The following is a 24,593-nucleotide window of genomic DNA, read 5'->3' as shown; positions in this document are numbered from 1 at the left end:
AAGTTGGCTAAAATGCCGGCCTTTTCCACATACGCCGCTGGAACCGCCGTGAGCAAAGAACCCGATCGCCTTTTCGCCCAGCCTTTGGCCCAGGTGCCTGACTTCGCCTTTAACGAGGACGTGGTGCGGGTGTTCCCGGACATGATCAAGCGCTCGGTGCCCGGCTATCCGACCATCGTTGAAAACCTCGGCGTGCTCGCCGCGCAATTCGCCCAACCCAACAGCGTGCTCTACGACCTCGGCTCGTCGCTTGGCGCCGTGACTCAAGCGTTGCGCCGTCACGTGCGCACCGACGGTTGCCGGGTGATCGCTGTGGACAACTCCACGGCGATGGTCGAGCGCTGCCGCGAATACCTCAACGGTCAGGACTCGATGTTCCAGGAGTTGCTGCCGGTCGAAGTGATCGAAGGCGACATCCTCGCCCTCGACTTTCAGCCAGCCTCGGTGGTGGCGCTGAACTTCACCCTGCAATTTATCGCTCCCGAACAGCGCACCGCGTTGCTCAGCCGCATCCATCAATCGCTGCTGCCCGGCGGCGCATTGATTCTCTCGGAGAAGCTGCGCTTCAACGACCCCGAAGAACACACGCTGCTCACCGACCTGCACGTCGCGTTCAAACGCGCGAACGGTTACAGCGAACTGGAAATCGCCCAGAAGCGCAGCGCCATCGAAAACGTCATGAAGCCCGACAGCCTCGAAGAACACCGCGAACGCCTGCTGGCCGCCGGGTTCTCGAAAGTCGTGCCGTGGTTCCAGTGTCTTAACTTTGCCTCGTTGATTGCCTTGCCATGATTGATCTGTCCCCCCTCGCCCGCCGTCTGGCCGGCACACCGCTGGCCGATTGGGCCAGCACCCTGCAAGCGCAACTCGACAAGAAAATGGAAAAGGGTCACGGCGACCTGGAGCGCTGGCAGAGTGCGCTGGACGCCTTGCCAAAAATCCAGCCTAGCGAAGTCGATTTGCTCAACGGCCTGACCCTGGACACCGATTGCGACGATGCCACCCGCGCGCAAATGCGTACGGCGCTGATGGGTTTGTCGCCGTGGCGTAAGGGTCCGTTCGATCTGTTCGGCGTTCACGTCGACACCGAATGGCGTTCGGACTGGAAGTGGTCGCGTGTCGCGCCGCACCTGGACCTGAAGGGCAAACGCATCCTCGATGTCGGCTGCGGCAATGGTTACTACATGTGGCGCATGCTCGGCGCCGGTGCGGACAGCGTGATCGGTGTCGATCCCAACTGGCTGTTCTTCTGTCAATTCCAGGCCGTTCAGCGCTATTTGTCCGAGCCGAATGCCTGGCACCTGCCCTTTCCCTTCGAAGACCTGCCGCCGGAGCTCGAAGGCTTCGACACAGTGTTTTCCATGGGCGTGTTCTACCACCGCCGTTCACCGATCGAACATTTGCTGGCGTTGAAGGATTGCCTGGTCAAGGGCGGCGAACTGGTGTTGGAAACGCTGGTGATCGAAGGTGATCAACAACAGGTGCTGGTGCCGGAAGATCGTTACGCGCAGATGCGTAACGTGTGGTTTTTGCCATCGGTGCCGGCGCTTATGCTCTGGTTGCGGCGTGCCGGTTTCACGGACGTGAAGTGCGTGGATGTCAGCGTGACGACCGTCGAGGAACAACGCGGGACGGAGTGGATGAAGTATCAGTCGCTCAGCGACTTCCTCGATCCGGAAGATCACAGCAAGACGATTGAAGGGCTGCCGGCGCCGATGCGTGCGGTTTTTGTCGCTCGTAAGTAGCGTCACAGTATCCAAAACACCGAAGAACCCTGTGGGAGCGAGCCTGCTCGCGATAGCGATCTGTCATTCAACGTCATCGTTGACTGTCAGGCCCTCATCGCGAGCAGGCTCGCTCCCACATTGGTTTTGTATCTAGTCTGAAGGTTTGGCTCGTCGGGCCTTGAAGAACTCGCTCAAAACAGCCCCGCATTCTTCCGCCAACACCCCGCCCTCATACAACACCCGGTGATTCAAAAAGCCCTGGGTAAAAAACTGCCCCTGACTTTGCACAATCCCGGCTTTCGGTTCCAGAGCGCCATACACCACGCGCGCAATCCGCGAATGCACGATCAGCCCGGCGCACATGCTGCACGGTTCAAGCGTCACGTACAGCGTACTGCCCGGCAGGCGATAGTTGCTGGCCGCCAACGCCGCGGCGCGGATAGCGACCATCTCGGCATGCGCACTCGGATCATTACCGCTGATCGGGCAATTGAAGCCGCGACCGATGATTTCACCGTCCTGCACCAGCACCGCGCCCACCGGCACTTCACCCAGTGCCGCACCTTGAGCGGCCAGCGCCAGCGCTTCGCGCATGAAGTCGCGATCACGACTGCGGTCAATGATCACCGCAGGACGAATCTGTCGCATCACGCCACCTCGATGGCGGCCATCAGGCCGGTTTCCATGTGGTCGATCACATGGCAATGGAACATCCACACCCCAGGGTTATCCGCCACCAGCGCCACTTGCGCACGCTCGTTCTTGCCCAGCAAGTACGTGTCGGTGAAATACGGGATGACCTTGTGCCGGTTCGAGGCAATGACCTTGAAGCTCATGCCGTGCAGGTGAATCGGATGCTGATACTGAGTCATGTTTTTCAATTCGAAAATATAGCTCTTGCCCTTCTCGAGCTTGGCAATCGGGCGGTCGGCGCAGGTCTTGTCGGTGATGTCCCAGGCCTTGCCGTTGATCTGCCACAGGCTCGGCGGCTTGCCGTTGTCGACATTCACCGACACCGAGCCCACCCATTCGAAATTGAAGTTGAGTTTCTCGGCATTGGCCAGGTCCGGCTCGGCCACCGGGTTGGCGGGCAATGCGGGCGGCCACTGGGTCGGTGCATCGCTGTTCGCCACTGAGCGGAATGTGCCCAAACGTACCGGGCCGTTGCGCAGTGATAATTCTTCGCCGGCCGGCGGCGCCTTGATCGCCAGACAAATACGCATGCCGGGGCCGAGCCAATATTCCTTGCCCAGCGGACGTGGCTCTACAGGATTGCCATCCAGCGCGTAGATCTGCGCTTCGACGCCGGGGATGTTGAGGCGATAGGTCAGGGTGTTGTCGAGATTGAGCAGACGCACGCGGGTGATCTGCCCGGCGGGCAAGTCGATCACCGCTTGCGAGACACCATTGATGGTCGACAGGCGCCCCGCCGTACCGCCACGGGCCGCTTCGCGAGGAATGCTGAACGCGACGAACGCGCCTTCTTCATCAACGTGCCAGCTCTTGAGGCTCAGGGTCTTTTCGTACTTGAAACCGGTCGGCTCGCGTTCCTCGACGATCAGCGGGCCAACCAGGCCTCGGCCGAGTTCTTCGCTGCTGTTCACGTGCGGGTGATACCAATAGCTGCCGGCATCCGGCACGCGGAATTTGTAATCGAAGTATTCACCCGGCAACACCGGCAGTTGCGAGACGTAAGGTACGCCGTCCATTTCCAGTGGCAGGCGGATGCCGTGCCAGTGAATGGTGGTCGCCACCGGCAAGTGGTTGATGAAACGCACCCGCAGCCATTCGCCCTGACGCACGCGCAACTCGGTGCCCGGCGCCGACGGGCCGAACGCCCAGGCTTCGGTCTTGTGCCCCGCCACCAGTTCGACGTCCAGCGGCGCGGCGATCAGCTCATAGTCGTGGCCCGCATTGGCGTCGGCCATCTTGCCCAGCCAATACCGCGACGCGCCCCCCGCACCGACGCCAACGACAACAAGACCGGCCAGGCCACCGAGGATTTGGCGACGGGTAAAGGACATGAACTCAACTACCTCACGTATCAGCGACAGGTCCGCAGACCTGCAAAAGGCGAATACGATACACCTGCGGTTGAGAAACAGTAAGGGCGACCGAGAGACGCACATCGCCCGTGGCGAAGGATCGGTTAGGGCTGAAGGCCGGTGATCAGGTGCACCACCCCGCCCTCAAGCATCATGACGCCGGGCACACCTGCCAGATTCAACGCCTGCCGATTCATCCGCCCCACGTCGCGCAATTCCACGCGAACCCGGGTCAGCGCCACAGGCTGCTGCGACTTGAGGTTATCCACACCACCCAACGCGGCCACCACATTCGCTGCCAGACCAGACGCCGATGGCACAGCCACCTTCGGTTCATCCACGATCAGATCCGGCGTCAAGGCTTTCCAGAACGCTTGCTGCATTTTCTCGAACATGTTCAGTTCTCCATCACCAGTGAAGTTTCGACCGTCGCGTCGTAATACAGCCGCAAGGCCTCGCGTACTTGCCCGGCACTTTCCAGGCTCAGGATCTGTTGGGCGATGGCCTGGCAATCCACCAGGTCCACTGTGCGAACCCTCGCTTTGACCGCCGGAATCAACGGCACACTCACCGATAATTCGTCCACCCCCAGCCCCAGCAAGAGCGGCGTGGCCAAGGTTTCCGAGGCCAGCGCGCCGCAAACGCCCACCCACTTGCCGTGGGCATGGGCGGCTTTCACGGTGCTGGCGATCAGTCGCAGCACCGCAGGCTGAAAACTGTCAGCCTGACTGGCCAGCCGCGGATGATCGCGGTCCATGGCCAAGGTGTATTGGGTCAGGTCGTTGGTGCCGATGGAGAAAAAATCCACTTCGGGCGCGAACAGGTCCGCCATCAGCGCGGCCGCTGGCACCTCGATCATGATCCCCAGCTTCGGCAGTTCCGTGAGGCCCAGGGCAAGCGCCTCCTCTTCCAGCAGTTGCCGAGCCACACGCAACTCCGACAGTTGCGTCACCATCGGCAGCATGATGTGCAAACGAGTCTGTCCCGCACAACTCAGGATTGCCTTGAATTGATCGCGCAACAGTTGCGGACGCTCCAGGCACAGACGAATCCCGCGCACACCCAGAAAGGGGTTGGTTTCACTGTCCATCGGGACGTAGGCCAAAGGCTTGTCACCGCCGACATCCAGCGTGCGCACCACCAGGTTACGCGCAGGCCCGAGGGCGCGGGCGATGGCGCTGTAGGTGGATGCCTGCTCGTCATGGCTCGGCGCATGATGGCGATCCAGATAGAGAAACTCCGAACGCAGCAAACCGACACCCGCGCCTCCCAGCGCCATGGCCTGTTCGGCTTCCGCCAGCGAAGCGATGTTGGCCGTCACCTCGACATGATGTCCGTCGCGGGTACAGGCAGCCAGTGACGCCTGCGCCAATTCATGGTGTTGGCGTTGCTGCACGAGTTTGCGCCTGGCTTGAAGGTGTTCGATGGCGGCCAGATCCGGGTCGAGCTGCAACTCCCCCTTATCGGCATCGAGCAACACCTGGGTGCCGTTGACCAGCGCCAGCACTTGCACCGGCAACCCGCAGATCGCCGGCAAACCGAATGCCCGCGCCAGGATCGCGACGTGGCTGGTGGCGCCACCGCCGACCGTGGCAAAACCCAGCACCTTACGGGTATCGAGCCCGGCGGTCTGGGACGGCGTCAGTTGTTCAGCAATCAGGATGGCGCCTTCAGGCAACTCCAGCTCGCGGTCCCGCACGCCGAGCAGCAACTTGAGCACTCTCTGGCTGACATCGGCCAGGTCTGCCGCTCGTTCGGCCAGCAGCGCATTGCCCAGGCTTTTGAACAAGGTTGCCGTCGATTCGGTGGCCGCGCGCCAAGCGAACCCGGCGCTTTTGCCTTCGTCGATCAGCACATGAGCCACCTCCAACAAACCCGGGTCTTCGAGCAGTTCCTGGTGAGCCCTGAAAATCTCTGCCTGGGCATCGCCCGTGGCGTTGTCGCGCAGCTGCTGCAACGCTGAAATGGCCTCGGTCAACGCGGCGGACAAATGATTGCGCTCAACCTGCGCACCTTCACCCCATTCGCTCACCTCAAGGGCCTGCTCGGCGATCTGCAGCACTTGGCCAAATGCCGACCCCGCCGAAGCACATACCCCACGCAGCACCTTGGGCGATGAAATCTCCAGGGGCAGCGGCGCAACATCCGCCATCACAGGCACTGTCTCGCCACAACCGGCGGTCAGCAGCTCCGTCAGTGTCTTGATCGCCGCCTCGGCATCCGGGCCGACCGCACTGACTTGCACAACTTCATGGTGAGCCGTCTGCAACGCCATGATCGCCACCAGGGATTTCGCGTTCGCACTCTCCTGCTGTTTATGCAGATGAATGCTTGCCGTGAAACCCTTCGCCGCCTGGGCGAACACCGCCGCAGGACGGGCGTGCAAGCCGTTCGGGTTGGGTAACGTCACCGGTGTGGAGAACAGCGCCTCGCCCTCTTGCGCCACGGACACACCCGCTGTCTGCTCGACAGCGTTCAAACCCAGCAGCGGCTGACCACTGTCGACCCACCCCTTTTCCGCCGCCAACCAAGTGAACGGCTCGCCGCTGACCACCAGCATCAAGGTCAGCAGGCTACGTGCATTCAATGCAACAAAATCGGCATCGAACTCGATCAGCGCCTGCCCGACGTCAACTTGCTGCCCCTCCTCCACCAACCGCGTGAACCCTTTCCCTTCAAGGTTCACCGTGTCGAGCCCGATATGCATCAACACCTGCACACCCTTTTCATGGGTGATGCTGATCGCATGCCCACTGGCTTGCACATTGCTGACCACCCCTGCCAGCGGCGCGCACAACGTTGTTGAAGCCGGATCGATGCACAGCCCATCGCCGATGATCCGGCCGGAAAACACCGGATCGGGCACAAGGTCCAGAGGCATCAATACGCCGGACAGGGGTGCGTGGAGCTGCAATTGTTGGGGTGTGGCCATGACGTCACCTGCTGTTTTGTTCTTTGAAGTGCCGATGGAGCGCGACGCTCCGACAGCATCGCTTATTTCCACCAGTACTCGACCTGCAATCCGACGTTCGCACCGTGCCGCGCCGTGCCGAAGGCACCGGTGTCGGACAACGCTGAACCCGCTGCCAGTTCATTGGCCGCACGCTTGGCCGCCTCGTTCCAGCTGGCGTAGGTGTAATACAAACGCACTTCGGGCCGCGCCCAGAATTCAGGGCCCTTGGGCGACCAGGTCGGGGCGAAGGTGAACTTGCTCAGCTTGCGTGTGCCACCTGTGGCTTCGACCTGATCGTGGCCCAGTTCGGTCACCAGTTTGAATTGCTCGGTGATCGCGTACGCCGGGCGAATCCCCAGGGAAATCCAGTTCTGATCGGTGCCGTCCGGGCGAATGTCTTTCTGATAAACCGCCTCGACTTGCCCACCAAATCGCGGCGTCACTTGCCAGTCGAAGAACTCCACCACCCGGTAACTTTTGTTGCTGTCGTCCAGCTTTACGTTACCGGTATAACCCAATCCGGTGCCTGGGCCTTCGCCGTACTGAAACGCGAGTTTGTTCTTGCCACCCAGAAAACCCTTCTGCACATGCTGGGTGGTGATTGCCCAGCCGCGATGAGCGTCACGGCTGTCGGGTTTGTCGATGTAGCTCAGGCCAAATTCCAACTCACCACCGGGGTTGGTGTTGAAGCCGGCAACGTTGAAATCGTGACGATTGATGTAATCCTTCTGGTACAGGTTGTCCTTGCGCGAAAAGGCGTAGCTGTATTTCAGATCGCCGATCAGCACGTCCTCGATGCCGCCGCCGGTGGCGCTCTGGTTCCAGTAGTAAAAGTCGGAAATGTGGATGTCGTTGCGTTTGTAGTAACGCCGACCGGCCCACAGCGAACCGCCGTTGAGGCTGGGCATGTTCGACCACTGCGCGTACAGCTGCGGCAGGCGCACCGAGCCGTTATCGCCGTTGAACGTCAGGTCCTTGTCGTACTGGTTATACAGCGAAGCCATGCCGTCGACACTGAGTACCGAACCGTCATCCAGGGTGTACACGTCCTGACGAAGCTCCAGTTCCCCATATTGCTCGCACTCGTTACCGAGGCGGTATTTGGTCTGTGCTCCGGGCAGTTGGAAACACTGTTGTTTACCGCTGTTGACCGACGTCCCGACACCGCTGCGCAGGTAACCGCCGAACTCCAGCGCATGGGCCGACAAAGGCAACGCCAGACAGACGCTCGCGGCGACAAGGCTGCGATTTATTGTTGTTTTCAAGAACCACCTCATTATTTTTATTGTGTTGTTCCGCAAAATCAGCGCGCAAAACTCCCCCGCGCAGCGTTCTGCGTGTTTTTTTGAAGTCGGTGTTTTTAGTGGTCGGTCAGGTGCAAAACAAACGATTCATACGGTCGTAAAAACACCTGTCGATTTCGCGGCGGACAGTCCGGGTAGTTGCAGATAACCAGGCGTTGAGTCATGAACTCATTGATTACGTCATCCGGCAATTCAACTTCACACGGTGTCCCGTAGAAGTTGTTCAGTACCAGCAAACGTTCGTCGCTTCCTTCCCGTATATACGCCCAGACGTGCGCATGTTCAGGCAGCAACTGACGGTAAATACCATCGGACATCAGCACTTCGGTACGCCGCAAGTTGATCAGTCGACGGTAGTGATGCAGCACTGAATCCGGGTCGTCGAGTTGAGTGGCGACGTTGATCTGCGCCGAGTTGGCCGGCACGCCAATCCAGGGTTCCACCGTACTGAAACCGGCGTTCAGTTCGCCATTCCAATGCATCGGCGTACGGCCGTTATCGCGGGACTTCTGCATGATTGCCGCCATGTTGTCGGCATCGCTCGCACCCGCCTCGCGCTTGAGGCGGAAGATGTTCAGGGTCTCGACGTCGCGGTATTGATCGATGTGATCGAAACCTGGATTGGTCATGCCCAGTTCTTCGCCCTGATACACAAATGGTGTGCCCTGGAGAAAATGCAGCGCGGTGCCGAGCATCTTCGCCGACACCACCCGATGCTCGCCATCATGACCGAATCGCGAGACCACCCGCGGTTGGTCGTGATTACACCAGAACAACGCATTCCAGCCTCCGCCGGCCTGCATGCCGGTTTGCCAGTCGGAGAGAATGCGCTTGAGTTCGAGGAAGTCGAAATCAGCGCGAACCCACTTCTGCAAGTTCGGGTAATCGACCTTCAGGTGATGAAAATTGAAGGTCATCGACAACTCTTTCGACTCCGGCCGCGAGTAGCGAATGCAATGTTCGAGACGGGTAGACGACATCTCGCCGACATTGATCAGGTCATGGCCCTCGAACACTTCGCGGTGCATTTGCTGCAAGTATTCGTGCACATTCGGGCCGTCGGTATAGAAGCGTCGGCCGTCGGTATTGTCGTCGGGAAAGTCCGCCGGTTTCGAGATCAGGTTGATCACGTCCAGTCGGAAACCGCCCACGCCTTTATCGCGCCAGAAACGCATCATTTTGAAAACTTCGGCGCGCACCTTCGGGTTGTCCCAATTCAGGTCGGCCTGAGTGTGATCGAACAGGTGCAGGAAGTACTGGCCGGTCTGCGCCTCGTACTCCCATGCCGAACCACCGAACTTGGATTCCCAGTTGTTTGGCTGATCGCGCCAGATGTAGAAGTCACGGTACGGGTTGTCGAGACTGCTGCGTGCCTGCTGGAACCAGGTGTGCTCGATCGAGGTGTGGTTGACCACGATATCGAGCATCAACTTGATCCCGCGCTTGCCGGCCTCGGCAATCAGCAACTCACAATCGGCCATGGTGCCGTAGCTCGGATCGATGGCGTAGTAATCGCTGATGTCGTAACCGTTGTCGCGCTGGGGCGAACGCAGGAACGGCGTGATCCACAGGCAATCGACGCCCAGCCAGTGCAGGTAGTCGAGCTTGGCCACGACGCCGAGCAAATCACCCGTGGGGTTGCCCGCGTGGCTGTGAAAACTCTTCGGGTAGATCTGGTAGATCACCGAACGTTGCCAGTCTTGCATGGCGGATTCCTTCAGTAAGTTTTGTACTGGCCTTTCGGGCCTCTTCGCGGGCAAGTCGAATGCGATCTGTCAGGCGACCCGATACCCAGGCCGAACAATCTTCATGCTCAACCCACAGGTCAAAACAAACGGCACGACCATCGCGATGATCATCCCGATCACAAACATCGGAATGAACTGCGGAATGATCGAGATAAACCCGGGCAAGCCGCCGACACCGATGGCCGAGGCCTGGACCTTGTTCAGCGACAGGAAGATGCAACCCAGCGCCGAGCCGGTCAGTGCGGCGTAAAACGGAAACTTGTAGCGCAGGTTGACCCCGAACATCGCCGGTTCGGTGATGCCGAAATAGGCCGAAATCGCTGAGGTCGACGCCATGGATTTGTCCCGCGCATTACGGGTCATGTAGAACACCGCGAGCGCCGCGCTGCCTTGGGCGAGGTTGGACATGACGATCATCGGCCAGATAAAGGTGCCGCCCTGGGTCGAGATCAGCTGCAAGTCGACCGCGAGAAACATGTGGTGCATGCCGGTGATCACCAGGGGGGCGTAAAGCAGGCCGAAGATCGCACCGCCGACCATCGGCGCCAGATCAAACAGGGTGACCACCCCTTCGGTGATGAGAATGCCCAGATGCCGGGTCACCGGGCCAATGACCGCCAGCGCCAGCACGCCGGTGACTACGATGGTGGTGATCGGCACCACCAACAATTGCACGGCATTGGGCACTCGCGCCCGCAGCCATTTTTCGATAACGCTCATCACGAAGGCCGCCAGCAGGATCGGCAGGATCTGCCCCTGATAACCGACCTTTTCGATCTGGAACAAACCGAGGATGTCGAAATACGGCAGGCTCTGGCCGTCGAGACCGGCAACAGCCTTGCCGTAGTTCCAGGCATTGAGCAGATCGGGGTGAACCAGCATCAGGCCGAGCACGATGCCGAGAATTTCGCTGCCGCCAAAACGCTTGGCCGCTGACCAGCCCACCAATGCGGGCAGGAACACGAACGACGTGTTGGCCATCAGGTTGATCAGGCTCCAGAGCCCGTCAAGCCTGGGGTAAGCCTCCAGCAGGGTCTGACCCTCGATGAACATGCCCTTGGCACCGATGAGGTTGTTGATGCCCATCAGCAGGCCCGCAATGATCAGCGCCGGCAGGATCGGCATGAACACGTCGGAAAACACCCGCACCAGGCGCTGCATGGCGTTTATCTTGTCGGCGCTTTTCTGTTTGACGTCGGCGATTGTTGACGCGGCAAGACCGGTTTGACGGCGCAGTTCTGCGTAAACCTTCTCCACCTCGCCGGGACCGATGACCACCTGGAAAAGGCCGCCGGTAAAGAATGAGCCTTTGACCAGGTCGATCTGGTTCAACGTGGCGCTGTCGACCTGGCTCGGGTCCTTGAGGGCAAGGCGCAGACGTGTGACGCAATGCGCGGCTTGCTCGAGGTTGTCGCGGCCACCGAGGCTTTGCAGCAGCTCGGTGACGATGTTCGGATAGTCGTGGCTCATGCTTGTTTTTCCGCTGTGGTTTTTTGTTATTGGCAGCACGCCGAAGCGAAAAGTACTCGTCTGTACGAGTTAAATCAACAACTCGTACAGACGAGTTTGAATTTGTTTATTTACATCCCGACAGGCGGCGATTTTTCCTACCCTCACAAACGATGAAAACCCAAAGCCGCATGGACAAACCCCTACCCTGCCCTTAAGGTTCGAAACCTTGAGTACATTGCGGCACAGAGCCATCCCCATGAGTAAATACAACCAGATCTACAGCGATCTGCTTGCCAGCATCACGACCGAACGTCTGGAGCGCGGCGCCCGGTTGCCCTCCGAAACCGAATTGATGGACAGCTACCAGGCCAGTCGCGGCACCGTGCGCAAGGCCATCGAGCAACTACAGGAGCGTGGTTTCGCTCAGAAAGTCCACGGAAAAGGCACCTTTGTGTTGTCGACCGACCCGATCGAGTTTCAGTTGGGCGGCATCGTCAGCTTTCAGGAAACCCATCCGCGATTGGGCAACAACGTCAGCACCGAGGTGGTCGAATTCAGCCAGATCCCGCTCGAAGGTGCGCTGCTGGAACATATCAAGGCTGAAGAAGGCAGCCTGATCACAAGGATCAAACGCGTACGGCGGATCGATGGAAAACGAGTGATCCTCGATATCAACCATTTCGTCAGCGACGTGATCCCCGGGCTATCGCGGGACATCGCCGAACACTCGATCTACGCCTTCATCGAACAGTCCCTGCAACTGCAAATCGCCTACGCCCAGCGCACCATCGAAGCCGTGCCCTGCAACAAGGACGACCAGCAACACCTCGACCTCGACGGCCAGAGCCATGTGATCGTGGTCAGCAACCATACGTTTCTGCAGGACGGCCGGCAGTTCGAGTACACGGAATCACGGCACACCCTCGACAAGTTCTACTTTTCGGACGTGGCGCGGCGCTGAGACCCTACAGGTTATTCAATCGCGCGTGGGCATAACTATGTAGTGCACCTCCTGGATGGAAACGGGCAATCATCGCGGCCCATTTCTCAAGGAGCGAGAGCATGTCCAACGACCAAAATACCCCCGCATCAAGCAATACCGCCGACCAGGAAACACTCAGACTCATAGCGCCGACCGTGGTGACAGCCTGCCCCGGTTTGCAGGAAGAAGCCCATGCGGTAGCCAGTGAAATCCTGAAAAAATACGGCATCACCCACCTGGACCCCGATCAGGTCTGGTGGCATCGCTTCGACAATGTCTCGGCCAGCAGCAGCAAGGCCTTTCTGGGCTGGGAGCACGCGCCCAAACCCAGTGAATCCTTCACCCTGACGCAACTGGTGATCCATCGGTACCGTGTGACCGACCAGGACGACGCCCTCGAACTGAACAGCAATGGCGGGTTTTACACCGCGGATGCCAACGCCAGCATTTACAACGAAACCAATGAAGTGCGGATGAACCCCAGTAAGGTGCTCGCCGACCTGTGGGAGAAGAACCTCAGTCAACGCTATCTGAATAAACTCAATGCGTTCTGGGCCACCCATTTCGATGACTACCGAGCCCTGGCCAAATGTAATTACCTGAGCAAAGCCATCGAGGCCCGCGAAAGCAGTCAGCTGGGGGAAGAGGATTTCCAGACCGTCATCAGGGCCGTCGTCGGTGACGCATCCTGGCCGATCACCCTGGCGACGCTGCAAGCGCAAACCGCCACGCCTGCGGATCTTCGTGTCTGCGCGCTGGATGTCGCCGGGCACGTCGCCACCGATATTCTGCGCATCGTTAAGAGCAACGGTCGGCAGATCACGTACGTTCCCGGCGCCGCTGAGGCCTTCCACGTGCACCCGACAGTGACGGACATGCACTGGTGGATGCTGCTGCAAATGAACGAGGAAAAGCCCCGCACCGAGTTCATGACTCATTTCCCGCTGTCGGTGCGCAAGGAAGTGCAGGAAAACATCACCCCGTTGATGAATCAGCTGGTCGGCACCTGGGGCAAATACGACCACCATTTGATCAATCAAAAAGACATCACCCTCAGCGGTGACGTGTTCACCTGGCAGAGCCAGGCGGTCAAGAGCGCGATGCTGGAAGAGGCCAATCTGACCCTGGTGACCAATGGGCAGATGCGAGAGCACCTGTGGCTGGGTTATCTGACCGTCGGCCTGAAGGTCTTCGGTCCATTGGCAGTACTCGGCTGGCCCATCGCCCTGCCCGTGATCGGGGCCAGCATCGGCGCGATGGGTTTGAACATCGACAAGGCGGTGAACGGCAAAACTGCAGCGGAGCGCAAGGCGGGTGTCATCGGCGCGGTGCTCGCCGGCGTCAATACCCTGTTCAATATCCCGTTGCTCAAGGAAATCAACGTATTGGACGACGTCGGGGCGGCGGCTGAGGCGGCAGAAGCGGCCGAAATGGCGGAGTTGAACAAGCCGCTCGATCCGCAAGAAACCGCCGGCACGCAAGACCCGCAGGCGCCTTTAGAGTCAGAGGAAAGTCCCGTGCCCGCGGGTCTGTTGCCCACCCTGCCCGATGAAACCGCACAAGCGTTTGAAGTGCCAGAGCACTGGCAAAGCAATGAAATCCTCGAAAACTACCCTATGGCCAGCAGTGGGAAATTCCAGGGCGTCTACACACTCGATTCACAGCCTTCCCACGCCATCCTGATAAACGATCAGGCCTACTACGTGCGTTATGAAGCGGACGTCAACGGCGGCGGGACCTGGGCCATCATCAATCCGGAAAACCCGAATGCCTTTTCGGGATCGATTCCCGTACGCCTGAATGCCGAGGGAGAATGGGAGCTGGCGCCCAAACGCGGGTTGATGGGCGGCGGCAAAGGCCTCAGCAAGCCTGTTCCGGGCCCCTCCGCGCCGCATACTCATGCACGGCCAAAGGCTGATTTACTCACGCACCTGACCCGATACGATGCTCCCAATGGACGCGCACTGAACTTCCTGGCCTTGGGAGAACAAGAGACTCATATCAAAATCGTCACGATGCCTAACGGGGAGCTCAGAGGGATCACCCCCTATGAAGAGTTCGTCGCCGGACGTCGCACGGTACTGGTCAGGGATGCGACCGGATTCCAGCGTCCGGAGCGCTTTTTTGCTTCGTTGCCCGCTCGCCCGGTTCAGCCCGTGATCACCCCATCCACCACCGTTACAGAACTCATCGAGAAGGTATTCGAGGCAGCGCCGGGGCTGGTGGTCGGTGAAAGCCAGGATCGCATCGCCAGCATGCGGTTCCTGATCGAAAACATGCCGACGCTGGCCAAGCAAGGCGTCAAGACCCTCTACATGCATCGTTTGCTCAACGACTTCAATCAAGTCGACCTGAATGACTTCGCTGAAACCGGGCAGATGCACGGCATGCTGGAAAGGTATCTGCAAAAGCTGCCAGGTGATCCTGCCGGACAGTTCACGCCTCTGGAAGTCGTCAGGACGGCCCAACAAAACGGCATTCGAATCCAGGCCACCGATTGCCTGGCAAGCTATCGCTACACCGACTCGAACTTCCGCGCCCTGTCACGGCAATCCGTCAAGACCTACCTCACCCATACCATCATGCGAGCCACTCAAGCCCGCAACGGCGGCGGAAAATGGGTGGTGCTCACCGATCAGGAGAGTACCAACACGTTCAGGGGAATGGCCGGCATCAGCGAAACAGAGGGAGGGATCGGCTTACGCATCGAAGAAGTGGGCCCTGATCAGAACCTGCACCTGGACATCGACCAAGGCATCGACGTAGGCCGTGACTTTGCAGAGGTTACCACCCAGATGCACGGCAATGTCGACACGTTATACGCCGACATCAGCCTGAAGGTGCCGACTCAGGCCATTCAAAGAACGCAACAGCAAATCAATCAGCTGCTGTTCCGCCAGGGCATGTTTACCATTGAAAGGTCAGACGAAACCTTGACGCTGATCCATCGCAGCCGGACCAACCTGATTATGCGAACGATGATCGAGCGCACAGCGGATGGCGGCTTCCGCATCGACCGTCCGGCCTGGACCGACGTGCATCAGGTGACCTACGCGAATCTGATCAGCCTTGTCCACGCGCTCAATCGCATGGGCCTGACGCTGGAAGGACGCCTGCCCACTGCAGCGGCCTGATCGCAAAAAGGCCCCGTGAACTCACATTCACGGGGCCTTTCGGGTGTTACAGACGATCAATAACTTCATTGGTCTTTCCTGCAGGCTGGCCGGGTCTGCAGCTACTCATGAAATCCCTGCGCGGTCAGTTTGCGCCGGCATCTTTTTTTGGAACGCCAATGGTTTTGCGTTCACCCGTTGCAGAGACTTCGTACACGTTCATGACCCAAGTGTCGGCGATCACGGTTTCAACCACGTAATTCTTCTTGGCTTGCGGCGTGAATTGCTGCGCAACAGGCTGCTCCTTGTCGAACGGCGTAGGCATGGGAATACCGTTAAAGGTAAACGGTTTGTCCTTGACCTCCCCTTGCACGTACACCGTTTTGTCCGCCTCGACCAACTTACTGATGCTGTCAGTACCACCGGCGATTTTCTTCAGATAAGCCGGTACGCGCTTGAAGTAAGCAGAGTCATAAACCCGCTCACCCGCGCTCACAAATCCAGTATTGGCATACCCGTACGTGTAACTGACAGGACGATCACCTTCGCCGCCTATGGTACGGAAAGTCACGCTGGCTTGATGGTCATTCATGGCCAGTGGAACGACCGGCTCTGAAGTAAGATCACCCGCCTGACGGCTGCTGCAGCCGGTCATGATAAGAGCGAAAGTGATTGCTAATGGAAACGCCAAAGAAGTTTTCATTCGATCCCTGAACTGTCTAAAAGAAGGTCTGTATTGAGCTATTTGCAGAGCAAAAGTTCCTTGTACGCTGTCGCGTGCTGCTGTGGAATTGACCGGACGGCTACATAAAGCCCGTCACTCACGCACCACGAGAAAACCCAATGAAACCGGGTGGATGATGAGACTTGATACCATGCCCCTCCCCAAAGGAGGCGGCATGGAATCGAGCACCAAGCATGGCATTGGACTCAGTAAATGCCCCGTACCATGCCACATAAACACGGTGCCTGGCGATGCGCAAAGCTGCCAGTTTTTGCCAGACCCAAAAAACCAAAAGCCCGCAATTACGCGGGCTTCCGGGTGATTCTTGCTAGTGGGTGCCGGTCAGTACCGGACGCCCAATCATTCCCACTCAATCGTCGCCGGCGGCTTGCTCGACACGTCGTAAGTGACGCGGGAGATGCCTTCGATTTCATTGATGATGCGGCCGCTGACGGTTTCCAGCAGTTCGTAAGGCAGGTGTGCCCAACGCGCGGTCATGAAGTCGATGGTTTCCACGGCACGCAGGGCCACGACCCAGGCGTAACGACGGCCATCGCCGACCACGCCAACCGATTTCACCGGCTGGAACACCACGAACGCCTGGCTGACTTTGTGGTACCAGTCGGCCTTGCGCAGTTCTTCGATGAAGATGTGGTCGGCGCGACGCAGCAGGTCGGCGTATTCCTTCTTCACTTCACCGAGGATCCGCACGCCCAGGCCCGGGCCCGGGAACGGGTGACGGTAGACCATGTCGTACGGCAGGCCCAGTTCCAGGCCCAGACGACGGACTTCGTCCTTGAACAGCTCGCGCAGGGGTTCGACCAGCTTGAGGTTCATCTCTTCCGGCAGGCCACCCACGTTGTGGTGCGACTTGATCACGTGAGCCTTGCCGCTTTTCGCGCCAGCCGACTCGATCACGTCCGGGTAGATGGTGCCTTGGGCGAGGTACTTGATGTTGTCCAGTTTGTTGGACTGGGCATCGAAGACGTCGATGAAGGTACGGCCGATGATCTTGCGCTTCTTCTCTGGGTCGGACTCGCCGGCCAGGTTGTTCAGGAACTGGTCTTCGGCGTTGGCGCGGATCACCTTGACGCCCATGTTCTCGGCGAACATGGCCATCACTTGCTCGCCTTCGTGCAGACGCAGCAGGCCGTTGTCGACGAAGACGCAGGTCAGCTGGTCGCCGATGGCTTTGTGCAACAGCGCGGCAACTACCGAGGAGTCAACACCGCCGGACAGGCCGAGCAATACGTTATCGGTGCCGACCTGGGCGCGAATGTTGGCGATGGCGTCTTCAGCAATCTTCGACGGCGTCCACAGGGCTTCACAGCCGCAGATGTCGAGGATGAAGCGCGAGAGGATGCGACCGCCCTGCTTGGTGTGGGTCACTTCCGGGTGGAACTGCACGCCGTAGTAGCCGCGAGCATCGTCGAACATGCCGGCGATCGGGCAGCTCGGGGTGCTGGCCAGGATGTGGAATTCCTGTGGCATCCTGGTGACTTTGTCACCGTGGCTCATCCACACGTCGAGGCCGAACAGGCCGTCGGCGTCGATGTGGTCTTCGATGCCGTCGAGCAGGCGGCTCTTGCCGACCACGTCGACACGGGCGTAACCGAACTCACGCAGTTCGGAACCTTCAACCTTGCCACCCAGCTGCTCAGCCATGGTCTGCATGCCGTAGCAAATACCGAAGACCGGTACGCCCAGGTCAAATACGGCTTGCGGGCAGCGCGGACTGTCGGCTACGTGCACGGACTCGGGGCCGCCGGCGAGAATGACGCCTTTGGGAGCGAATTCGCGAATCGCTTCGTCATCCATGTCGAACGGGTGCAGTTCGCAGTACACGCCGATTTCACGCACACGGCGGGCAATCAGCTGGGTGTACTGGGAACCGAAATCGAGGATCAGGATGCGGTGAGCGTGAATGTCGAGGGCCATGATTCAGTCTCGTCTAAGTAATTCAGAAACAGTCGTGATTCAGAAACAACTCGGGGCTGAATAGAACAGCCCCGGGTTACTTAACGTTTTGCTTGAAGCCTCAACCTACGCGGTAGTTTGGCGCTTCTTTGGTGATCTGCACATCGTGGACGTGGGACTCGGCCATGCCAGCGCCGGTGATCCGCACGAACTCAGGCTTGGTGCGCATTTCTTCGATGTCGGCACTGCCGGTGTAGCCCATCGAGGAACGCAGGCCGCCCATCAGTTGATGGATGATGGCGCTCAGGGAGCCCTTGTAAGGAACACGCCCTTCGATGCCTTCCGGAACCAGCTTCTCGGCACCCGCGGAGGAGTCCTGGAAGTAACGGTCGGAGGAACCTTGAGCCTGGGACATGGCGCCCAGCGAACCCATGCCGCGGTAAGCCTTGTACGAACGACCCTGGAACAGTTCGATCTCGCCCGGCGCTTCTTCAGTACCGGCGAACATCGAGCCCATCATCACGCAGGAAGCACCGGCCACGATTGCCTTGGACAGGTCACCGGAGAAACGGATGCCGCCGTCGGCGATCAACGGAACACCGGTGCCTTCGAGGGCAGCGGCAACGTTGGCGATGGCACTGATTTGCGGGACGCCGACACCGGCGACAATGCGGGTGGTGCAGATCGAGCCAGGGCCGATACCGACCTTGACGGCATCGGCGCCAGCTTCGGCCAAGGCCTTGGCGGCAGCGCCAGTGGCGATGTTGCCGCCGATCACCTGCACTTCAGGGAAATTCTGTTTGACCCAACGAACGCGGTCGATCACGCCTTTGGAGTGACCGTGTGCGGTGTCGACCACCACCACGTCAACGCCGGCATTGACCAGGGCAGCTACGCGGTCACCGGTGTCTTTACCGGTACCGACGGCAGCGCCAACGCGCAGACGACCTTGATCGTCCTTGCTGGCCAGCGGGTAAGCCTTGGCTTTTTCGATGTCGTTGACGGTCATCATGCCTTTGAGGGCAAATTTGTCGTCGACGATCAGTACGCGTTCGATGCGGTGTTTGTGCAACAGCTCGCGAACGTCGTTCTTGTCGGCGCCTTCCTTGACCGTGACCAGACGCTCTTTAGGCGTCATCACTTCGCGGACAGTGGCTTCCAGACGATTTTCGAAACGCACGTCACGGGAAGTGACGATGCCGACCAGGTCGCCATTGTGCAAAACCGGAACGCCGGAGATGTTGTGCATGCGGGTCAGTTCGAACAGTTCACGAACCGTGGCTTCAGCCTCGATGGTGATCGGGTCCTTGACCACGCCGGCTTCGTAACGCTTGACCTTGCGCACTTCGGCAGCTTGCTGCTCGATGGTCATGTTCTTGTGGATAATGCCGATGCCACCTTCCTGAGCCATGGCGATTGCCAGACGGGCTTCAGTAACGGTGTCCATGGCGGCAGAAACCAGAGGAATATTCAGCTCGATGCCACGGGTAAGGCGGGTCTTGAGACTGACTTCGTTAGGAAGCACCTCGGAATAACCAGGCACTAGGAGAATGTCGTCGAATGTCAGAGCTTCTTGGCTGATACGCAGCATCGCGGGGGCTCCCGAGCGGGAAAATGGAAGCGCGCCATTATAGTCAGACACCCCCTCGGGTTCAATGTAAAACTCTGTCTATTATTAGCATTACTGATATACGGGGATTGTCGTCGCCTACAGCTCGACTTTGACCCAACTCACCGGCTGATCCAGCCAATCGGCAAACTCATCGATAAAGCTCTGCTTGAACCCCGCCTCGGCCCAATTGTTGAAAATGAATCCCAGGTTGGAAAAGCCGCATTCCTGCAGGAAAAGAAAACCGTTGATGTCGTCTTCATGCCCGCATTCCGGGCAGGTGAAGTTATCGGTGCGCCCCGGCATCCAGTCTTCCAGGCTTTCGAACAGCGCTTCGCCGACTTCCTTGCGACACTCGGCGCAGCCTGCTTCTTCAAGGAACCCCTTGGCCGGCGTATAGATGCAGCGCTTGGTAACAATCTCCAGGCCATTGATCGGCTCGCCGAACGGCAGCGCTTGCGGGTGCAACACCACTGCGCGGGCACCGTCGGCGATGGCGTGGCCCATGCGGTTGCCGGTGCGGCCGCAAGTGGTCAGCTCTTCCTTGACGATGTTCTTGCGCACCAGCCACCGCACGACCGCCCTTGCCCGGGGTTCGTGCACCGGCAGCGTGGAGATTTTCGGGACGATGATGCTTTGAGAATTCATGGTGCAAGCCTGCTGCGTCAAAATGGAAAGTTCTGCGGCGTACCGTTTGACGCCTTCGCGGGCAACCCCGCTCCCACAAGGCTTGGTGGTGTACATAAAAATCATGTCCACCCCGGTCACTGTGGGAGCAGGCTTGCCCGCGAAGGCGTCGGAACGGCGGGCAGCTTAATCCCTGACGAAATCCGGTCAAGTACTCAAATACCGCCCGATCAACGCAATCCCGCTGGCCAGCACCAACCACGTCACCAGCCGCACAAACGCCTCTCGGGACAATCTCATGGTCAGCCGCCGGCCAATCCACAGCCCCAACGCCATGGCCGGCAACAGACACAAGGCCAATACCAATAAGGGTAGCTCGGCATACACACCCGCGACAGCAAACAGGCTGAGGCGCACCACGGTGCTGCAACTGATCAGTGCACTTTGAGTCGCGCGCGCCGCGTCTTTCGGTAACCGACTGTTCAAATAGATCGCATATAAAAAGCCGCCACTACCAAACAGCGCCCCGAACATCCCGCCAACCGTGCCCATCGGCACCGCCCAGCCTGCCGACAACTGCGTCGGGCGGGTTTTGACCCACAGGCTGTAAACCGCATAGGCGCTGATAAACAGCCCCATCAACAGCAGTAACAGGTCGGACTTCAGGTTCAGCAGAAAGATCACACCCAGCGTGCAACCCACCGCCATGCACGGCAGCAGCCGCAGCAGTTCCGGCGTGGCTACATCCCGTCGCGAGGGCAGCAGATTGCCGAACGCCGCGACAAAATCCAGCAGCACCAGCAACGGCACGATCTTCGACAGCGGCATGAACAGAATCAGAATCGGCCCGGCCACCAGCGCGGTGCCAAACCCGGCGATGCCAAACACGATATAGGCCAGGGCGATGCCCAACCCGATCACCAGCCAATCCGTCGCGCCAAATGGCCATTGGTGCAACAACTCAAGCACGTTCATCTGCACGCCTTCATTAAATACCTGTGATGACTTTAGCCAGCGCTGAGTCTTGCGACTAATATCTTCAAAGCCGCCCTCTCATCTCAAAAAGGCATACCTCGTGCTTTCAACCCGTCAATTGCGTTACTTCGTGGAAATCGCCGAGTGCGGGAGTTTCAGCGCTGCAGCCGAACGACTGTTCATTGCTCAGTCGGCCTTGAGCCGGCAAATAAAGGACATGGAAACCCGCCTGCAAACGCCGTTGTTCGAGCGCACTGCACGCTTGCCTCGACTGACGGCCGCCGGTGAAGCCTTCCTGCCCCGGGCCAGAAACCTGCTGAACGAATTGGCCAAAGCCAGTGAGATGGCCACCCAGGTCGGCAATGGAGAACTCGGCACCTTGCGCCTCAGCCATTCCAGCACCGTGCCCATGAGTGGCCGCCTGCTGCGAGGCATCAGCGATTACCTGAGCCAGCATGTCGGCGTGTCCATGGACATCGCCAAGCTGTCTTCCGAAGCGCAGCTTGAAGCGTTGGCGGACAACCGGCTGGATGTCGGACTGCTACGCCTGCCGGTGTTGCGCCAACGCGAAGGCGTGCAGATTGTTCCTTTGTACAACGAACGATTGCTCCTGGCCGTCCCGCCCAATCACCGGCTGGCTGTGGATAAGTCCGCTCGGGGCATCGACCTGGCGCAACTGAAGGATGAGGCGTTTATCTCCATTCCTCATCCCCAGCGTGGCGGGTTGAGTTATCTGTCCGCCGAGCTGTGCATGCGTCAGGGGTTCTTTCCAAAAGCGGCCCGAGTGGTGTCGCGCAAAACCACGCAACTGCAATTGATTCAGGCCGGGTTCGGCATCGCCCTGCTGCCGGAATCGATGCAGGACATTGCGCCGCCCGACATTCATTTCCTGCCCCTGGCCGACCCGGATTGCCACAGCACCGTCGCCCTCGCCTGCCGGCAGAATCCGACGGCACTGGCCCAACACTTCATCAACACCTGCACAAATCATTGTGGGAGCGAGCTTGCTCGCGATAGCGATGTGTTAGTCGACATCAATGGTGAATGTTAAACCGTCATCGCGATCAAGCTCGCTCCCACAGGGATTTACGCTGACGCATGGAGATTCAGCGCCGAATGCCTTTAAACTGCGCCCCATGATTAAAGATCCCTTTGCAAGACTCGGCCTGGACCGTGAAGTCCTGACTGTCAGCCAGCTCAACGGCCGCGCGCGGGTGTTGCTTGAAGATGTGTTCAGCAATATCTGGGTCGAAGGCGAAATCTCCAACCTCGCCCGCCCGGCGTCCGGCCACGTGTATTTCACCCTCAAGGACAGCGGCGCCCAGGTGCGTTGCGCATTGTTTCGGCAGAACGCGGCGCGGGTTCGTCAGGCGCTGAAGGATGGTCTGGCGGTCAAGGTGCGCGGCAAGGTTTCGCTGTTCGAGGGACGTGGCGACTATCAGTTGATCCTCGACACCGTCGAGCCGGCCGGTGACGGTGCGCTGCGTCTGGCCTTCGATGCGCTGAAGGAAAAGCTCAGCGCCGAAGGCCTGTTCAGTGCCGAGCGCAAAGTGCCGCTGCCGGCGCATCCGCAGCGCATTGGCATCATCAGTTCGCCGACCGGCGCGGTGATCCGCGACATCATCAGCGTGTTTCGTCGTCGTGCGCCGCAGGTACAGTTGACGCTGATCCCCACCGCCGTGCAGGGCCGCGAAGCGACGGCGCAGATTGTCCGCGCGCTGAAACTGGCGGACGCCCGTGGTTTTGATGCATTGATCCTGGCCCGTGGCGGCGGCTCGCTGGAAGACCTCTGGTGTTTCAACGAAGAAGCCGTGGCTCGCGCCGTAGACGCTTGCGTGACACCGATTGTCAGCGCCGTCGGCCATGAAACCGACGTCTCGATCAGCGACTTCGTGGCCGACGTTCGCGCCCCGACGCCATCCGCTGCCGCCGAACTGCTGGCACCGGACTCAAGTGATTTGGTGCGTCGGGTCGAGAGCCTGCACCGTCGGCTGGTGATGCGCATGCGCGATCGCCTGATGCGTGATCGACTGCGCCTCGAAGGCATCTCTCGGCGCTTGCGCCATCCCGGCGAACGTCTGCGCCAGCAAGCACAACGCCTGGATGATCTGGACATGCGCCTGCGCCGTGCCTTCGAACGCAGCCTCAATACCCGTCGCGAACGCTTGATCCGCCTCGAAACCCGTCTCGCCGGGCAGCATCCGGGGCGGCAACTGGCGATGCTGCGCCAGCGCCTCGACAGCCTCGCCGAACGCCTGCCCCGGGCCATCCGCGAAGGCCTCAAATCCCGTCGCCTGCAACTGCAAAGTCAGGTACAGACGCTGCACGTGGTCAGCCCGCTGGCGACCCTCGGCCGTGGCTACAGCATTTTGCTCGACGAGCGCGGCAACGCGATCCGCAACGCCGCGCAAACCCACAACGGCCAGCGCCTCAAAGCCAAACTGGGTGAAGGCGAACTGCACGTGCGGGTCGAAGACAATCACCTGACGCCTGTCACCCTTTCTTTACTGGATTGATCCATGCCGCGTTTTCTAGCTCCACTGCTGTTGCTGTGCCTGACCTTCAACGCCCACGCCGACAGCTACATCACCCGTCTGCTGAACAAACCGGTGCCGGGCGGCGTGGCGGTGGTGGATCTGGGCGCCGCGGCCCAGGCACCGAAAGCCAGTTATCAAGGAAAACCGGTGCTGGTGGTCAAGGAACAGAACAATTGGCTGGCGATTGTGGGTGTGCCGTTGACCGTCAAGCCGGGGGCGCAGTCCATCAGCAGCGGCGGTCGTAATCTGAGCTTCACCGTCGGCAACAAGAAATACCCGGAACAGCGCATCACCTTGAAAAACACCCAACAGGTCAATCCGGACCCGGACAATCTCAAACGCATCGAGCGCGAACTGGCCGAGCAGATCGCCGCCTACCGCACGTTCAGTCCGAATACCCCGAGCAACCTGCTGTTGGACAAACCGGTCAACGGGCCGCTGTCGAGCAAGTTCGGTGTACGCCGTTTTTTCAATGGAGAGGAGCGCAATCCCCACTCGGGCCTGGATTTCGCCGTGGGCGCCGGCACACCGATCAAGACCCCGGCGGCGGGCAAGGTGATTCTGATCGGTAACTACTTCTTTAATGGCAACACGGTGTTTGTCGACCATGGGCAGGGCTTTATCAGCATGTTCTGCCACATGTCGAAGATTGATGTGAAGGTCGGGCAACAGATGGCGCGTGGCGGTGTGGTCGGCAAGGTTGGCGCCACCGGGCGGGCGACCGGGCCGCATATGCACTGGAATATCAGCCTGAATGATGCGCGGGTGGATCCGGCCATCTTTATCGGTGCGTTCCAGCCATAAATAGCCGTTGAGGCTAGCGGCCCTATCGCGAGCAGGCTCGCTCCCACAATGGATCTTCGGTGCGACAAAGATCAAA

General features: G+C 59.5%; 19 protein-coding genes. 7 read left to right on the top strand and 12 right to left on the bottom strand.

The genetic code is table 11. From position 1 onward, the window contains the following. Positions 1-12 precede the first annotated feature (12 nt). Both cmoA and cmoB read left to right on the top strand, forming a co-directional pair. A complete protein-coding gene (gene cmoA, locus Q7W83_RS05330; protein ID WP_191623748.1) occupies positions 13-792 on the top strand; it encodes a carboxy-S-adenosyl-L-methionine synthase CmoA in 780 nt (259 codons plus the stop codon). Continuing rightward, positions 789-1,745, top strand: coding sequence for a tRNA 5-methoxyuridine(34)/uridine 5-oxyacetic acid(34) synthase CmoB (cmoB, locus tag Q7W83_RS05325; protein WP_473655761.1), 957 nt, complete (start codon positions 789-791; stop codon positions 1,743-1,745). Before cmoA ends, cmoB begins: the two co-directional genes overlap by 4 nt. A 132-nt stretch (positions 1,746-1,877) precedes the next feature. On the opposite strand, the gene tadA is transcribed toward cmoB, so the two are convergent. From tadA to treP, 7 genes are all read right to left on the bottom strand, one after another. Beyond that, the gene (tadA, locus tag Q7W83_RS05320; protein WP_150633813.1) at positions 1,878-2,375 is read right to left on the bottom strand and encodes a tRNA adenosine(34) deaminase TadA; all 498 of its coding nucleotides are present in this window, start codon (positions 2,373-2,375) and stop codon (positions 1,878-1,880) included. After that, entirely contained in the window at positions 2,375-3,751 is a 1,377-nt protein-coding gene (locus Q7W83_RS05315) for a multicopper oxidase family protein (protein WP_150633814.1), read from the bottom strand. The genes tadA and Q7W83_RS05315 overlap by 1 nt, the downstream gene beginning before the upstream one ends. Before the next feature lie 125 nt (positions 3,752-3,876). After that, the gene (locus Q7W83_RS05310) at positions 3,877-4,167 is read right to left on the bottom strand and encodes a PTS sugar transporter subunit IIB (RefSeq protein ID WP_150638940.1); all 291 of its coding nucleotides are present in this window, start codon (positions 4,165-4,167) and stop codon (positions 3,877-3,879) included. A gap of 2 nt (positions 4,168-4,169) precedes the next feature. After that, positions 4,170-6,704 (bottom strand): phosphoenolpyruvate--protein phosphotransferase, encoded by a 2,535-nt coding sequence (ptsP, locus tag Q7W83_RS05305; RefSeq protein ID WP_473655760.1) that lies wholly within the window; start codon positions 6,702-6,704, stop codon positions 4,170-4,172. Positions 6,705-6,766: 62 nt separating this feature from the next. After that, complete coding sequence (locus Q7W83_RS05300; protein ID WP_150633817.1) at positions 6,767-7,990, bottom strand: maltoporin; 1,224 nt, start codon at positions 7,988-7,990, stop codon at positions 6,767-6,769. Positions 7,991-8,085: 95 nt separating this feature from the next. After that, positions 8,086-9,735 (bottom strand): alpha,alpha-phosphotrehalase, encoded by a 1,650-nt coding sequence (gene treC, locus Q7W83_RS05295; protein WP_150638942.1) that lies wholly within the window; start codon positions 9,733-9,735, stop codon positions 8,086-8,088. Between the two features lie 69 nt (positions 9,736-9,804). Next, positions 9,805-11,247, bottom strand: a complete 1,443-nt coding sequence (treP, locus tag Q7W83_RS05290) for a PTS system trehalose-specific EIIBC component (protein ID WP_150653677.1) — start codon at positions 11,245-11,247, stop codon at positions 9,805-9,807. 238 nt (positions 11,248-11,485) lie between these two features. On the opposite strand from treP, the gene treR reads away from it, so the two are divergent. Both treR and Q7W83_RS05280 read left to right on the top strand, forming a co-directional pair. Further along, positions 11,486-12,190: a trehalose operon repressor gene (treR, locus tag Q7W83_RS05285; protein ID WP_150633820.1), complete on the top strand. Its 705-nt coding sequence runs from the start codon at positions 11,486-11,488 to the stop codon at positions 12,188-12,190. 101 nt (positions 12,191-12,291) lie between these two features. Continuing rightward, positions 12,292-15,345, top strand: coding sequence for a membrane-targeted effector domain-containing toxin (locus Q7W83_RS05280; RefSeq protein ID WP_473655759.1), 3,054 nt, complete (start codon positions 12,292-12,294; stop codon positions 15,343-15,345). Between the two features lie 124 nt (positions 15,346-15,469). Here Q7W83_RS05280 and Q7W83_RS05275 read toward each other — a convergent pair whose 3' ends face one another. From Q7W83_RS05275 to Q7W83_RS05255, 5 genes are all read right to left on the bottom strand, one after another. Then, the gene (locus Q7W83_RS05275; protein WP_150638944.1) at positions 15,470-16,027 is read right to left on the bottom strand and encodes a hypothetical protein; all 558 of its coding nucleotides are present in this window, start codon (positions 16,025-16,027) and stop codon (positions 15,470-15,472) included. A gap of 381 nt (positions 16,028-16,408) precedes the next feature. Continuing rightward, positions 16,409-17,986, bottom strand: a complete 1,578-nt coding sequence (gene guaA, locus Q7W83_RS05270) for a glutamine-hydrolyzing GMP synthase (RefSeq protein WP_150633823.1) — start codon at positions 17,984-17,986, stop codon at positions 16,409-16,411. Between the two features lie 100 nt (positions 17,987-18,086). After that, complete coding sequence (gene guaB / locus Q7W83_RS05265; protein WP_150633824.1) at positions 18,087-19,556, bottom strand: IMP dehydrogenase; 1,470 nt, start codon at positions 19,554-19,556, stop codon at positions 18,087-18,089. 117 nt (positions 19,557-19,673) lie between these two features. After that, positions 19,674-20,222 (bottom strand): sugar ABC transporter ATPase, encoded by a 549-nt coding sequence (locus tag Q7W83_RS05260; RefSeq protein ID WP_150638945.1) that lies wholly within the window; start codon positions 20,220-20,222, stop codon positions 19,674-19,676. A gap of 186 nt (positions 20,223-20,408) precedes the next feature. After that, positions 20,409-21,176 carry a sulfite exporter TauE/SafE family protein gene (locus Q7W83_RS05255; protein WP_473655758.1) on the bottom strand — a complete coding sequence of 256 codons (768 nt, stop codon included), beginning with the start codon at positions 21,174-21,176 and terminating at the stop codon, positions 20,409-20,411. Positions 21,177-21,276: 100 nt separating this feature from the next. Here Q7W83_RS05255 and Q7W83_RS05250 point away from each other — a divergent pair, with 100 nt between their 5' ends. From Q7W83_RS05250 to Q7W83_RS05240, 3 genes are all read left to right on the top strand, one after another. Beyond that, on the top strand, positions 21,277-22,227 hold the full coding sequence (locus Q7W83_RS05250) for a LysR family transcriptional regulator (RefSeq protein WP_473655757.1): 951 nt from the start codon (positions 21,277-21,279) through the stop codon (positions 22,225-22,227). An 85-nt stretch (positions 22,228-22,312) separates the two neighbouring features. Beyond that, complete coding sequence (gene xseA / locus Q7W83_RS05245) at positions 22,313-23,692, top strand: exodeoxyribonuclease VII large subunit (RefSeq protein WP_150633828.1); 1,380 nt, start codon at positions 22,313-22,315, stop codon at positions 23,690-23,692. 3 nt (positions 23,693-23,695) lie between these two features. Further along, a complete protein-coding gene (locus Q7W83_RS05240; RefSeq protein WP_150633829.1) occupies positions 23,696-24,517 on the top strand; it encodes a M23 family metallopeptidase in 822 nt (273 codons plus the stop codon). The last annotated feature ends 76 nt before the right edge of the window (positions 24,518-24,593 follow it).

This window comes from Pseudomonas sp. 300, from assembly GCF_055803035.1.
This window is presented reverse-complemented; position numbering and strand designations above follow the sequence as displayed.

What these genes read in the sequence shown, in the direction of transcription:
- cmoA (WP_191623748.1), top strand. Translation starts at nt 13, where the DNA reads ATGCCGGCCTTTTCCACATACGCCGCTGGAACCGCCGTGAGCAAAGAA.
- cmoB (WP_473655761.1), top strand. Translation starts at nt 789, where the DNA reads ATGATTGATCTGTCCCCCCTCGCCCGCCGTCTGGCCGGCACACCGCTG.
- tadA (WP_150633813.1), bottom strand. Translation starts at nt 2,375, where the DNA reads ATGCGACAGATTCGTCCTGCGGTGATCATTGACCGCAGTCGTGATCGC.
- Q7W83_RS05315 (WP_150633814.1), bottom strand. Translation starts at nt 3,751, where the DNA reads ATGTCCTTTACCCGTCGCCAAATCCTCGGTGGCCTGGCCGGTCTTGTT.
- Q7W83_RS05310 (WP_150638940.1), bottom strand. Translation starts at nt 4,167, where the DNA reads ATGTTCGAGAAAATGCAGCAAGCGTTCTGGAAAGCCTTGACGCCGGAT.
- ptsP (WP_473655760.1), bottom strand. Translation starts at nt 6,704, where the DNA reads ATGGCCACACCCCAACAATTGCAGCTCCACGCACCCCTGTCCGGCGTA.
- treC (WP_150638942.1), bottom strand. Translation starts at nt 9,735, where the DNA reads ATGCAAGACTGGCAACGTTCGGTGATCTACCAGATCTACCCGAAGAGT.
- treP (WP_150653677.1), bottom strand. Translation starts at nt 11,247, where the DNA reads ATGAGCCACGACTATCCGAACATCGTCACCGAGCTGCTGCAAAGCCTC.
- treR (WP_150633820.1), top strand. Translation starts at nt 11,486, where the DNA reads ATGAGTAAATACAACCAGATCTACAGCGATCTGCTTGCCAGCATCACG.
- Q7W83_RS05280 (WP_473655759.1), top strand. Translation starts at nt 12,292, where the DNA reads ATGTCCAACGACCAAAATACCCCCGCATCAAGCAATACCGCCGACCAG.
- Q7W83_RS05275 (WP_150638944.1), bottom strand. Translation starts at nt 16,027, where the DNA reads ATGAAAACTTCTTTGGCGTTTCCATTAGCAATCACTTTCGCTCTTATC.
- guaA (WP_150633823.1), bottom strand. Translation starts at nt 17,986, where the DNA reads ATGGCCCTCGACATTCACGCTCACCGCATCCTGATCCTCGATTTCGGT.
- guaB (WP_150633824.1), bottom strand. Translation starts at nt 19,556, where the DNA reads ATGCTGCGTATCAGCCAAGAAGCTCTGACATTCGACGACATTCTCCTA.
- Q7W83_RS05260 (WP_150638945.1), bottom strand. Translation starts at nt 20,222, where the DNA reads ATGAATTCTCAAAGCATCATCGTCCCGAAAATCTCCACGCTGCCGGTG.
- Q7W83_RS05255 (WP_473655758.1), bottom strand. Translation starts at nt 21,176, where the DNA reads ATGAACGTGCTTGAGTTGTTGCACCAATGGCCATTTGGCGCGACGGAT.
- xseA (WP_150633828.1), top strand. Translation starts at nt 22,313, where the DNA reads ATGATTAAAGATCCCTTTGCAAGACTCGGCCTGGACCGTGAAGTCCTG.
- Q7W83_RS05240 (WP_150633829.1), top strand. Translation starts at nt 23,696, where the DNA reads ATGCCGCGTTTTCTAGCTCCACTGCTGTTGCTGTGCCTGACCTTCAAC.